The organism is Solibacillus sp. FSL H8-0538, from assembly GCF_038003525.1.
Lineage (GTDB): Bacteria > Bacillota > Bacilli > Bacillales_A > Planococcaceae > JBBOPI01.
In genome coordinates this window covers 814,315-827,849 of the sequence record NZ_JBBOPI010000001.1, presented here as the reverse complement: position 1 = coordinate 827,849, position 13,535 = coordinate 814,315, and the positions used below count along the sequence as shown (strand labels likewise).

Genomic DNA, 13,535 nt, shown 5'->3' with positions numbered 1-13,535 from the left:
ACAATTCACTTATAGCTACTCCCCTTTGACGAAATGTCATTGGATATTTAGTTACTGTATGAAAATAGTTTAACGGATTTTAAAGGTAATTGCAAGTGTATTTATTTTATGGAAATATGATATTCCTTTTTATATTTATTTTCATTATAGTATTTAACCATCGCTGGCATCGTCTCAATAAAATCGGTGCATGTAATATTACCTTTTGATAATACTTTTTGCGCCTCAGTGCAATCAAAATTCGCCTCCCAGTCTAAATAATCGGACGTTTCATATTCTACGCCGAGTGTTTGACGAACCTTTTTTATACTGAGCCCAATTTTTATTAACCCTATTAGTAAACGACCTACAGGATATTTCCCCGTCATTTCTTTTGTCATCGCTCGGTATACATCATTCACTAAATGCGGTTTTGGATCCGTCAAATGCAAAGTTTTCCCTGCTGCGGAAGGCTCTGTGCAAATAAATGAAACAGCCTTAAAAATATAATCCACTGGTACAACATTAATCGTCGTGTGCTTACTACCGACATGTGGGATGAACGGTAGACCCTTTAAACGATCAATCATATTTAAGAAGAAGTACGGTCCGTCAAACTTAATCGTTGCCCCTGTTTCTGAATGACCACAGACAATGCTCGGGCGAATAATTGTCACCGGAAGCTCCTTCTTCAAATCTTCTACACGGAGCTCTGCCTCAAATTTTGTTTCTTCGTAATAATTTTTAAATGCTTCTGGCCGAATTAACTCGGTTTCTAGTAAGGTACCTGTACGTCTTCCTGCTACATAAGCCGTACTGAAATACATATAGCGCTTTAAATTAGGCAACTCACGAGCAAAATCATTCACACAAGCTGTACCGTGAACATTAACCTTCCAAGCAATTTCACGTTTTACGGCTAAATCATAAACTGCAGCTAAATGCCATAGCACTGAAATACGCGGAGCAATAGTGGCTAACTCTGCATTTTCAATACCTAAATTCGGCAATGTAATATCCCCCTCGAATAATTCGATTTGGCAGCCTGGATACTCTTCTTGAATAGCTTCTCGTTCCGTTTGCGCCTTTGAAAATTCAGGTGACAACACAACTGCATATGCTTGTCTCGTAATCCCATCCTTAAATACTGTACGAATTAACTGACTCGTTATAAATCCTGGAAATCCCGTAAAAAAGTGAACAGCCATCTTCTAACCCCCAATCGCTTAATTTATTTTTCTTGTATCTTTATCAAATAAACTATATATAATCGGCACAATAAATAAAGTTAAGATCGTTGATGTCAAGAGGCCTCCGATTACAATAATTGCCATTGGTTGGTTGATTTCTGTACCTTCCCCAAGACCTATTGCCAGCGGGATCAGGCCAAGTATCGTTGTAAGTGCCGTCATTAAAATTGGGCGTACTCGATCTTGTGTCCCGACAATGATGGCATCATATGAATTCAGTCCCTGTGCTTTTTTCTGATTAATATAATCGACGAGCACAATACCATTATTGACTACAATTCCTACTAATACGAGAATTCCGATAATCGCTGTTACGCCTAACAATGTTTTTGTTAACCATAAACTAAGCGCCACGCCAATAACCATGAGCGGCACGCTAAACATCATAATAAACGGATATTTAAACGATTCGAACTGCGCAGCCATGACGATATATACGAGCACAACGGATAAAATTATCGCTAAATACATATCTTTTTTCGCATTATCAAATAGCTCTCGGTCCCCTCCAAAAATGATTTGCGTTTGAGAAGGTATTTCAATACTTGAGATGGCCTCATCCACTTTGTTTGAAATACCACTTAGTGATTCACTCGTATCATATTTTACAAAAAAAGCTACGGCCGAGGCTTGATCTGAACGACGAATAGATGTTGGTCCTAGGTCTACGCGAATGGTAGCTACCTCTTGTAATTCAACAAATTGGCCAGCCGATGTGCGTAACTTCATCGTTTTTAATGCTTCTACATTCGTATTGAATGTATTTCCAAAGCTTGTATAAACAGAAAGTACCACGCCGTCTTCCGCAATAACTTGTGTTGTAAACAGCCCACGTGTCATACTGTTGACTGCTTGTGCAATTTGCGCTGGCAATAAGCCGACATCCTTTGCGGCTTTGCGGTCTACTTGAATTTGCACTTCTTCAACTGTATTATCTAAATCCGTCGTTACCTTTACGACTGAATCAATTTGCGTAAGCTCCTGTTGAATTTTCTTGACCGTTTCCTTCAAGCGTACTTCATCCGTATCAGTTGCGCGGAACGTTAATGTATTTGGTGTTGAGCCAGATGACGAGGAGAGTGCAAACGTAACTTCTGCTCGTTCCCCAATCATTTCTATCACTTCTTTTTCGATTTCTTCGACAAAGTCAAAAACAGAACGTTCCCTTTCATCAAGTCCTACCAACTTGACGGAAATTTCACTTTCGTTAGTATTGCTTGTGCCGCGCGATAATGATTGCTGATTTCCACCAATCAGACTGACAAGTACATCTACTTCTGGTTCCTCACGTAATCGTTCTTCAATTTCCGTGACGATTTTTTCAGTCGCTGTCACAGACGCACTTTTCGGTAACTTCACGCCTACCGTAACAAACCCTTCATCTGTTGCTGGAATGAATTCTGTACCCGTTTTATACAGAATGAAGCTGGATGCAATAAATAGAAGTATTGTAATCGATAAAACGAGCAAACGATGGTGTAGCGCCCACTTTATGGACTGTTTATATGTTTGATATAGTTTTGATCGCTCTCGCTGTTCAATTAAATTGCCGTTTTTCTCCGTTAATAACCGGCTTGCTAGCATCGGCACTACCGTTAATGCTACGACTAATGAAGCGAATAAACTAAAGGAAATTGTCAGTGCAAATTCCGTAAAAATTTGTCCGATCAGCCCACTGATGAAAATAACCGGTACAAATACCGCAACAGTCGTTAGCGTCGAAGCAATAATAGCTAGTCCTACTTCCTTTGTCCCTATCGATGCTGCCTCGCGCGGCGTTTTCCCAAGTGATATATGCCGTTCAATATTTTCAATAACGACAATGGCATTATCGACTAGCATGCCTATGCCAAGCGCAAGTGCGCCAAGCGTCATAATATTGAGCGAGAAATCTGCAAAATACATGAGCACAAACGTCACGATGACGGAGTACGGAATCGCAATGCCGACAATAATTGGACTTTTTATACCGCGTAGGAAGACAAATAACACGAGCATAGCAAATACACCGCCAAAAATGAGAGAGGAACTAATATTACTAATCGACATCCGAACATAATCGCCTTGGTCGAATAATATATCTGCTCGCACCCCTGCATACTCAGGCTTTTGTAGTAATTCGTCTAGCTCCTTTTGAAACGAAGTAGAAACGCTCGCTGTATTTGCGCCAGATTCTTGTAAAACGGACATTAATACGGCCGGGTTATCATTTGCGCGCGTAATTGTTTGCTGCTGTTGCTCCGCACGCTCAACTACCGCCACATCACCTAATAAAAGCGCCTCTCCGGTTAATGGATTGACCGATACTATTAATTCTGCAATTTCCTCAGGTGATGTCAAAGTACTGACAATCCTCGTTGTTAACAGCTGACCGTCCTCTGTATTAATCGACTCGCCTGGCATTGAAATATTGTTTGCTTGCACGATTTGAACAATATCTGACTGCGTTAAACCTTTATCGACTAGCTTTTTCGGGTCCACTTCAATTCGAATTTCTTCGACTAACTTACCAGACACCGTTACACTAGCAACACCCTCTGTCCGCTTTAGCTGTTGTTCTAAAGCTTCTGCAATTGTACGCACGTCTACATTATCCTGCTCTGCTTGTAGAGCCAGCTGGATAATCGGGAACTGTGAAGGGTCAAATTTTAAAAAGCTTGGCTTACCCGCATCGTCCGGTAACCTAACTAAATCAAGGCGTTGCAATATATCGGTTTGGATTTTGTTCATATCTGTCGACCATGTAAATTCTAATATTATTAAGTTTGTGCCTTCTTGCGTAGTCGACTGAATTTTTTTGATGCCTGGTAACGTAGCAAGTGTTTGCTCGAGCGGCTTCGTTACTTTTTCATTGACCTCTAATGGGCTCGCTCCAGGATAGTTTGTCACGACAACCCCAATCGGTGGATTCAAATCAGGAATTAATGTAACTGGAATTTTTATTAACGACACTAATCCTAATATAATGACAAGCGCCATCGTTACCAACGTGAAAACGGGGCGTTTAATTGAAAAATCACTAATTTTCATTGCTGTCACCTCTCTCGTATAAAACATAAATCGCAACAATTTTCACCATATTTCCTTTATACTCCTATACTAATATTCGCTATTTCTTGCAAATACCCTTTATGTAGCTTTAGCAAAGCATGGTTCCTTTTATACAAAAAATTCCCAGTTAATAAAGAAAGCACATTCGCGCCCGTTTGCATTCGGGCAAGCTGCTTGCGAGCCCGAAGCGAAAATAAATACTCCACCACTTTCGTCAGAGGGCAGACTGCGACCTCAAGGGGCTGGTGCTTAAGTCTAGACGTTGCATTTACTTATTTGAAAGTTATCCACATGGCGAAATTTTATACTTTCCTTCACGAAGAAAAAAGCCAGTTCTTGAACGGTATATCGTTCAAAAACTGGCTAAACTACTCTATAGACTTTTTCAGTAACCCCGCATGCACGGACAGCCATTTTATTATAATAAGCTATATAATTTAATATTTTCGTTTTTATCTGAGAACCAACGCATAGCAAATTCGTTTTCAAATAAGAATACTAAGTTGTCAAAACGGTCTTTCACTAAAATTGAACGAGATGAAGACATTGATTCTTTTACATCTTCTTCGTTCTCTATCCAGCGAGCGATTTTTTGACCAACTGGCTCCATTTTCACTTCTACATTATATTCATTTTTCATGCGGTGCTCGAATACTTCAAATTGAAGCTGACCAACTGCACCAAGAATAACCTCTTCTGTGTGAAGTGTTTTGTAGTACTGAATCGCACCTTCTTGTACAAGTTGCAATATCCCTTTATGGAATTGCTTTGATTTCATTACATTTTTCGCTGTAACTTTCATGAAAATTTCCGGCGTGAACTGCGGTAACTTTTCAAATAAGAATGTTTTCTTACCACCGACAACTGTATCACCAATTTGGTACGTTCCTGTATCATAAAGACCGATAATATCACCAGCTACCGCTGTTTCAACTGTTTCACGATCATCTGCAAGAAACTGTGTTGACTGAGTCACTTTGAAAGACTTCCCTGTACGAGCAAGTGTCATGTTCATACCACGATCAAATTGACCCGATACAATACGAACAAATGCAATACGATCACGGTGCGCAGGATTCATATTTGCTTGGATTTTGAAAATGAACCCTGAAAACTCTTTGTAATCCACTGGATCGATAAACTGTTCATCTTCTGTAATACGCGGCTGTGGTGTTGGCGCAAATTGTAAATACGTATCTAAGAACGTTTGGACACCAAAGTTTGTTAACGCTGAACCGAAGAATACAGGTGTTAATTCACCACGGTTTATTTTTTCTTTTGAATACGCATTCCCTGCTTCATTCAAAAGCATAATGTCGTCAATTGCTTGCGTATAGTAAGATGTTACTTTCATCGGATGGTCTACAGCTAGTTCGCCGTTTTCATCGATTGGTAAGAAACGCTCTTCTTCTTCTGTACGAAATTGCTCAATACGTTTGTTATAGCGATCATAAATACCTAGGAACTCTTTCCCCATACCAATTGGCCAGTTCATTGGGTACGCATTAATACCTAGTACTTCTTCTAGCTCTTGGATTAATTCAAGCGGCTCTTTCCCTTGACGGTCAAGCTTGTTAATGAATGTGAAAATTGGGATACCACGCATTTTACACACTTTAAATAGCTTTAATGTTTGTGCCTCGATTCCTTTCGCAGCATCGACAATCATAACAGCACTATCTACTGCCATTAACGTACGATACGTATCTTCCGAGAAATCTTGGTGACCAGGTGTATCTAAAATATTGACACGGCAATCACTATAATCAAATTGCATTACTGAAGATGTTACAGAGATCCCACGTTGTTTCTCAATTTCCATCCAGTCAGATGTTGCAAATTTACCTGATTTTTTCCCTTTTACTGTACCCGCATCACGAATTGCGCCACCGAATAATAGTAGTTTTTCTGTAATCGTCGTTTTACCAGCATCCGGGTGACTGATGATGGCGAAGGTACGACGAGATAATATATCTTGTTCTAAATTTGAAGTCATGTTTTCCGTCTCCTTTTTTCATACTTTCTTATCATAAAAGAAAATGCTTGCTGGGTACAACCATTTTTACTTTTTTTCCATACTGAAATTAGAAAGAAACACCTCGTCCAAAATTGGGTAAGATGCTGCCCTTTCTTATCTACCAAAAAAACCCCCTTTTCTACTTGAAAAGAGGGCATCTAATTATACAAATTTTACGCGGCCTGCTTCAATCGCTATTCCTGCATCGCTATGTGGATATTTTGTGTTTTCGATAATTTGGTAATCTTCATGTCCTTTACCTGCAAAAATAATAATATCTCCTGGTTCCGCAACACTAACTGCGTGACGAACTGCTTCGGCACGGTCCCCAATACAAGCAAAGTGACTATGCTTCATGCCTTTTGCAAGATCACCAGTAATACTATCATATTCTTCGAAGCGTGGATCATCTGTCGTTAAAATGACGTAATCTGCTTCTGATGCTTTTTCAGCCATCGTTGGTCGTTTCGATTTGTCGCGTCCACCACCTGTGCCAACTAAGAAAATTAATTTACTTTCAGGCTTTTTGTACGGCAGTGCAGCATTGATGGCCTTTTCAATCGCGTCAGGTGTATGCGCATAATCAACGAAAATTTGAATCGGTAGCTCTGTTTCGACCTTTTCCATACGACCTTTTACAGGCGGAAGCTTTTCAATTTGCTCAATAACTGCTTCTAATGCAAAACCACGTGCATAAAAAGTTGCAGTTGCAGCGAGTACATTATAAATATTAAATTCACCAAGTAAATTCATCGTAACTGGGAAAGTGCCTTCAGGTGTAATCATATTAAATGATGTCATCCCGTTTTCATAACGGCAATTTTCAGCACTAAACATCGCTTCATTTTGTAAACCATATGTCCAAATTGGATATGGTGTTAGGCTTGCATATTTTTCAGACCACGGATCGTCTGCATTTAATACAACATGTTTATTTTTCTCTAAGTCTTGTCCTAGCTGAGAGAATAGTAGGCCTTTTGCGTTGCCATACTCGTCCATCGTACCGTGGAAATCAAGGTGATCATGCGTTAAGTTCGTAAAAATCGCTACGTCATAATCAACGCCTGCTAAGCGACCAAGTGCTAATCCGTGAGAAGATACTTCCATGACCATCGCACGACAGCCTTCCATTTTTGCACGAAAAATCATTTGTTGTGTATTCAGCGCATCACTTGTTGTATTCGCTGATTCATATAACACACCGTTTAAATTAAAGCCGATTGTTCCACATAGTGCCGACTTCTCACCTAGTCCAACAAAAATGTTGTGAATAATGCCAGATACACTTGTTTTTCCATTCGTACCGGTGACGCCAATCATCATTAGATCATTTGACGGGTAATCAAAAAACTTTGCCGCTAAAATTCCAAGCGTTCGTTCCGTACTACGAACAATTACTTGTACTGCATTTCCTTCTAGCTGAAGTTCACGTTCTGTAACGATGACAGTTGCACCTGCGTCCACGGCCTTTTGAGCGAAATCATGTCCATCTACTGTATAGCCTTTAATACAAATAAAAACGCTACTTGGTTGTACGCTACGCGAATCAATCGCAATATCTTTTATAATATTCGGTAATTGACCAACGACTTTCTTCTGCGCAATTGTACTTAATAGTTCTTCCGCGTACATAAAATTAATCCTCCATTTCAATCATAGGCGAAATAATGTAAGCAACTAATAATTCCGCTGTTGCCTTTAAAGAATCCACATGCGTACGTTCATAAGCATGTGATGATTCAATGCCCGGTCCAAATAATGCATGGCGCACATCAACGCCCGCACGAATCGCAGCTGATGCATCTGAACCATAATACGGGTAAATATCTAATTTAAAATCAATACCAGATGTTTTTGCTAACCTAACTAATTGACGCGTTAACTCGTAATGATACGGTCCACTAGAATCTTTCGCACAAATGGATACCGTGTACTCATCCGATGCTTGTCCGTCTCCAATAGCCCCCATATCCACTGCGATATATTCTACAACTTGCTCTGGAATATTGGAATTCCCACCGTAGCCGATTTCTTCATTATTTGAAATGTAGAAATGCGTTGTGTACGGTAGCAAGGTTGCTTGTTCTTTTAAACCCTTCATCAATTGCAATAATAACGCTGTACTTGCTTTATCATCTAAATGGCGCGATTTCACAAAACCGGACTCCGTTACTTCAAAGCGCGGATCAAATGATACAAAATCCCCAACCTCTATTCCGAACGCACGTATATCTTCTGCAGTAATTGCTTTTTCATCAATGCGAACTTCTATATGATTTTCATCTCGCTTCAGCTCACCTGCCCCCTTGTAAACATGAACGGTTGTTTCGTGCATTAAAATTGTGCCCCGAATTTTTTTGCCATTTGCAGTATGAATTGTACAATATTCACCTTCTACTGCATTCCAGTTAAAGCCGCCTATCATCACTAAGCGAAGTCGCCCACTCGGCTTAATTTCTTTAACCATCGCACCTAATGTATCTGTATGTGCGGTTAATAAACGGTGTTGCTCATCATTTCCGCCTTTAAAGGATGCAATAATCGCACCTTTATTTGTTTTTTTATAATCAATACCATTGCTTTTTAAAAAGGCACCAATTTCATTCATAATATCCGTTGTAAATCCAGATGGACTTGCTATAGAGATTAATTGCTTTAGCAACTCAAGTGTCTCGTATTCATTCCATAATGACTTCATCACTAAGCCCCCTCAGTTCAGTTCAGTTCAGTTCAGTTCAGTTCAGTTCAGTTCAGTTCAGTTCAGTTCAGTTCAGTTCATCATATCAAAATTCGGCATTTATCGACACTGTTAAATCATGTATTATGTAAATATCAATAAGACTAGGGGTGCACCATGCAAAAAACAGAAATTTTATATAAAAGAAATATGCTGTTTTATGCTTCTTTTATCATTGCACAAACGGTTCATTACATTACTGTGTTAGCTGGATTTTTTGAGTACCGCAATAATAATTCGTATATTTCTATTATTTTCGGCGTGATCATTGGTTTATTCATCTACTTAAAGGTAAATCCTCGCATCGTGCAATATTGTTTAATATTCGGTTTAAATATTATTATTTTACTCCTAATTGTACAAAGCTTCTATATTTTATATTTATATTGGTTCATATTCTCTTTACTGCTTGTCTCCATTTATCAATCACCTATACTAAATACTATTTTAGCACTCGTTACAACGGTTGAATCAGCGATAGTTTTAGTATTTGCCTTGACATGGGAAATAAATTTAAGTCTGACAGCTTACATGCCTGTTTTTACATTTTCAATTATATTTATTACGATAATTGGTGCGATGCAAACACTTTTAATTAATAACTTCTGGCAACGCGTTGAAAAGCAAAATATTGCAAAAGTCCAAGAACTTTTATCCAAGGAAGCATACTTGCGGTTATTTTTTGAACACGCGAATGATGCGATTGCCGTTTTCGACTTAAATAATAAAATTATCGAAGTAAATCCTGCATTTGAAAAATTATACGGTTGGAAACGCGCGGAATGCCTTGGCAATACAGTGCCGCTCGTTCCACCAAAGAATACTGACGCTGCGCAAGAACGCTTTATTCGATTACTTAGAGGTGAAAGTATTACGTTACTTGAAACAGAAGATATGAGGAAGGATGGCACATTTTTTGATGCCCTTATTTCTTTATCACCGATTTATAATCGTCATGGAGAAATGGTCGCGGTGTCAGTTATTTCTCGCGATATCTCATATATTAAAGAAAATGAAAAACTGGTAATGCAATCCGAAAAATTAAAGCTTGCAGGTGAAATTGCTGCAGGTGTAGCACATGAAATTCGTAATCCGATGACCGTAATTTCAGGATTCTTTCAAATGATTAGCGAGGATGACTGCTCCCCATATCAAGACTATACAAATATAATCAAAAATGAAATTGAACGCATCGATTTAATAATGTCCGAGTTTCTTGTGTTATCACGCCCACACCTAGATACACCAACCCTCATTAATATTAGCGAAATTTCAAACGAGATTACGGACTTTTTCAAATATGAATTTCAGCATCGCCAAATCGAATTCATAAGCAATATACATCCACTTAATATAAAAATTAGCGGAAATGAAAATCAGATTAAACAAGTATTAATTAATCTGATTAAAAACGCCATTGAAGCTATTGGACATAACGGCACGATTGTATTTGAAATGTGTATCGATAATCATAAAGATTTATATATTAGTATTACAGATTCCGGCTGTGGCATCCCACCGCATTTATTGGACCGAATTTTCGAGCCATTTTATACGACAAAAACGAAAGGAACTGGGCTCGGCATGATGATCACGAATAAAATAATTCAGGATCACAATGGAACGATTAAAATTCGTAGTAAGGAAAAGGTCGGCACTGAAATAGTAATGAAGTTCCCGATTGCTCAAATTTAAGAAAAGCGTATTTGCGCCAGTTTGCATTTGACAAGCGCTGGCCGACAACGCCGCGTCGATGCGGCATTTTCGGCCATAGCACGTCCCTGTGCGACGAGAGCCCGAAGCGAATGTAAACGCTCCACCACTTTCCCCCGAGGCCAAACCCCGAATTCGAGCGTGCGGGGCGAATACTAGACATTACTAAAAAGTGATTCTTGCTTATTTTTTGAAAAGAGGCTACATCAAAAGTAAGAATAACACTTTTGGTGTAGCCTCTATTATTGCATATCATTTTGTAATCTGCGTTTTCAGCTAAAAGCACTACTTTTTTATTTTAAAATTGTGCGTACTAATTTTATTTTTTGCTTATATGGTGGAAATAATAAATTATTCGCAAGCTTCGATGAACGCTTTAAAATCGACTTTGGATGTGTAAAGTTTTCAAAACTCGCTTTACCGTGATATGCCTTTACTCCAGAAGGACCTACACCACCAAATGGAAGGTGGGTGTTACCAACATGCGTTATGACGTCATTTATACAGCCCCCACCAAACGGCAGTTCCTGCAAGAAGTAGTCAATAGCCTTATCATTTTCAGAGAAGAAATAGGCAGCTAATGGTTTTGGTAACTGGCGCACTTGGTGAATGGCTACTGGCAACTCTTCGTAAGACATAACCGGTAATACTGGTCCAAATAGTTCGTCCTCCATGACAGGACTATTCCAACTAACATTCTCAATAATAGTCGGTGCAATATATAAATCGTCTCGATCCGTTGTCCCACCAATTGTAATATTGGCCTGTTCTGCGTCCAATATCTTTTGCAAACGGTCAAACTGACGCACATTGATGATGCGGCCAAAATCTGGACTTTGCTGCACATCCTTACCGAAAAATTCACGAATTGTTGTTTGTAATGCCTTCACAAATTCCTTATATACTTTTTGATGTACAAGTAAATAATCCGGTGCAACGCATGTTTGTCCGGTATTACTAAACTTACCCCAGGCAATTCTTCGTGCAGCTACTTCTAAATTTGCAGTTTGATCTACAATCGTCGGGCTCTTTCCGCCAAGTTCTAGGGCAACAGGTGTTAATCGCTCTGCAGCTGCGCGTGCAACAATCTTCCCAACTGCAACGCTACCTGTAAAGAAAATATAATCAAATGACGCATGAATAAGCGCCGTTACTTCTTCTTTTTCACCTTCTACTACGCGAACATAATTCGGATTAAATGCTTCCTCAAGTATCGTTTTCACAATGGCAGCCGTATGTACAGACGACTCTGACGGCTTAACAATGGCTGTATTACCACTAATAATCGCACCAATTAATGGCTCTATTACAAGCTGGAATGGGTAATTAAACGGTCCAATTATTAATACTACACCATACGGCTCCCGGACGATAAAACTCTTGCCTGGCTGAAAATGTATTGGCGTTTTAATTACCTCTGGTTTCATCCAGTCATCAATATTTTTTATAAAATAGGCAATACTATCGTAAACCATTCCTATTTCCGTTGAATACGCTTCGAACTCACTTTTTCGTAAATCAAAATGAAGTGCTTGAATCACTTCCGCTTCATATTTTTTTATTACTGACTTTAGCTTGAGCAATTGTTGTTTACGAAATTCCACATTTTTTGTAGCGCGTGAAAAATAAAATGATCGTTGCTCAGCTATCATTTGTTCTACATTTTGAGATGTAAAATTCAATTTTCTTCACCCTTTCTTTTTGACTTGATGCATAAATTTAAGTGCTTCACACATATTAACTACTGTAGTAACTACTACAATCACCTTCACAAATCCTTCTATATGTTATTAGTTTTTGTAATAATTATGTTATGAATGCTATATGTTAACAAAAGGATACGCAAGGGAAATACCTCTTTACCAAATGAACGAATATGTCATTACATTTCTATCGTACGAAGGAGGCCATATTAATGATTACAACAGAAACTTGGTGGGAAGAGATTTTTTCAGGACCTTTATCGGTTGGATTAAATGAACAAAAAACATTTCAACTGGAGGATGAATCATTTTTATACTTTGACGAGCAAACATCTCCACATACGATGCAAGACGAACAGCATACTTAACTCATAAGGAGGTGTCTCAAAGTACATTTGAGACACCTCCTTCAATTTGAAATCTTCTGCAATTTCTCTTATAATGATTAGTCACAATCGATTTCAGTCGGAACAACTGAAGTCCAAAAATAAAACCTACTAACAGTACTGATTATAGAGGTTCTTATTTATATTAAAAGTCATCTACATAATAGATGGAGGACGCCTTCCGTGAAAAACTTTAAGAGATTATTCATATTTATATTCATTCTACTTATTTGCCTCGGTATTATTAGCCTAACATTTACTAGCGAACCGAACACACCTGAGGAAATAGGTCAAACAACTGTCGACAAAACCCCTAGCTATGGCACTATGGTAGCAGTTACTGAAATTGCTAACAACCAATTACTAGAAAATGCTATCCTCGATCTTCAAGTATCGCAACAAGAGAAGGAGCAGGATGTAGTTTTACATTTGCAAAGTAGCGAGTTTATGGATGAGGATACACTACTAAAGGATACTTATAATATGCTTCAACAGATTAAAACGTTAGAGGCAGTAGCCACTTTCACCTTCGTTTGGCATATGCTTGTAAGAAATGACAATATCGAAGTACTCACGCTAACTTTCTCACGCGATACGCTACAACAGTTACCTACTATTTCTTATAGAGAGCTCGCTTCCATCGCTTCGTATTACCATAAACATGAAAGCTTACATTAAAAAAATGCCCACGCTATGTGA

At 38.7% G+C, this 13,535-nt stretch carries 9 protein-coding genes; 3 read left to right on the top strand and 6 right to left on the bottom strand.

Annotated features, from left to right (window positions below):
• Positions 1 to 101: 101 nt before the first annotated feature.
• The 5 genes from MHH87_RS03740 to MHH87_RS03720 all read right to left on the bottom strand — a co-directional run bounded on the left by MHH87_RS03740 (position 102) and on the right by MHH87_RS03720 (position 8,995).
• Positions 102 to 1,187 (bottom strand): SDR family oxidoreductase, encoded by a 1,086-nt coding sequence (locus MHH87_RS03740; protein ID WP_340747988.1) that lies wholly within the window; start codon positions 1,185 to 1,187, stop codon positions 102 to 104.
• Positions 1,188 to 1,205: 18 nt separating this feature from the next.
• Complete coding sequence (locus tag MHH87_RS03735) at positions 1,206 to 4,259, bottom strand: efflux RND transporter permease subunit (RefSeq protein WP_340747987.1); 3,054 nt, start codon at positions 4,257 to 4,259, stop codon at positions 1,206 to 1,208.
• 439 nt (positions 4,260 to 4,698) lie between these two features.
• Positions 4,699 to 6,276 carry a peptide chain release factor 3 gene (locus MHH87_RS03730; protein ID WP_340747986.1) on the bottom strand — a complete coding sequence of 526 codons (1,578 nt, stop codon included), beginning with the start codon at positions 6,274 to 6,276 and terminating at the stop codon, positions 4,699 to 4,701.
• Positions 6,277 to 6,459: 183 nt separating this feature from the next.
• Positions 6,460 to 7,929, bottom strand: a complete 1,470-nt coding sequence (locus MHH87_RS03725) for a UDP-N-acetylmuramoyl-L-alanyl-D-glutamate--2,6-diaminopimelate ligase (protein ID WP_340747985.1) — start codon at positions 7,927 to 7,929, stop codon at positions 6,460 to 6,462.
• 4 nt (positions 7,930 to 7,933) lie between these two features.
• The gene (locus tag MHH87_RS03720; RefSeq protein WP_340747984.1) at positions 7,934 to 8,995 is read right to left on the bottom strand and encodes a M42 family metallopeptidase; all 1,062 of its coding nucleotides are present in this window, start codon (positions 8,993 to 8,995) and stop codon (positions 7,934 to 7,936) included.
• A gap of 156 nt (positions 8,996 to 9,151) precedes the next feature.
• On the opposite strand from MHH87_RS03720, the gene MHH87_RS03715 reads away from it, so the two are divergent.
• The gene (locus MHH87_RS03715; RefSeq protein ID WP_340747983.1) at positions 9,152 to 10,729 is read left to right on the top strand and encodes a two-component system sensor histidine kinase NtrB; all 1,578 of its coding nucleotides are present in this window, start codon (positions 9,152 to 9,154) and stop codon (positions 10,727 to 10,729) included.
• A 311-nt stretch (positions 10,730 to 11,040) separates the two neighbouring features.
• On the opposite strand, the gene MHH87_RS03710 is transcribed toward MHH87_RS03715, so the two are convergent.
• Positions 11,041 to 12,429, bottom strand: coding sequence for an aldehyde dehydrogenase (locus MHH87_RS03710; protein ID WP_340747982.1), 1,389 nt, complete (start codon positions 12,427 to 12,429; stop codon positions 11,041 to 11,043).
• 233 nt (positions 12,430 to 12,662) lie between these two features.
• Between MHH87_RS03710 and MHH87_RS03705 the strand changes: the two genes are divergently transcribed.
• Positions 12,663 to 12,818, top strand: a complete 156-nt coding sequence (locus MHH87_RS03705; RefSeq protein WP_340747981.1) for a hypothetical protein — start codon at positions 12,663 to 12,665, stop codon at positions 12,816 to 12,818.
• A gap of 201 nt (positions 12,819 to 13,019) precedes the next feature.
• Positions 13,020 to 13,514 (top strand): hypothetical protein, encoded by a 495-nt coding sequence (locus MHH87_RS03700; RefSeq protein ID WP_340747980.1) that lies wholly within the window; start codon positions 13,020 to 13,022, stop codon positions 13,512 to 13,514.
• Positions 13,515 to 13,535 lie beyond the last annotated feature (21 nt).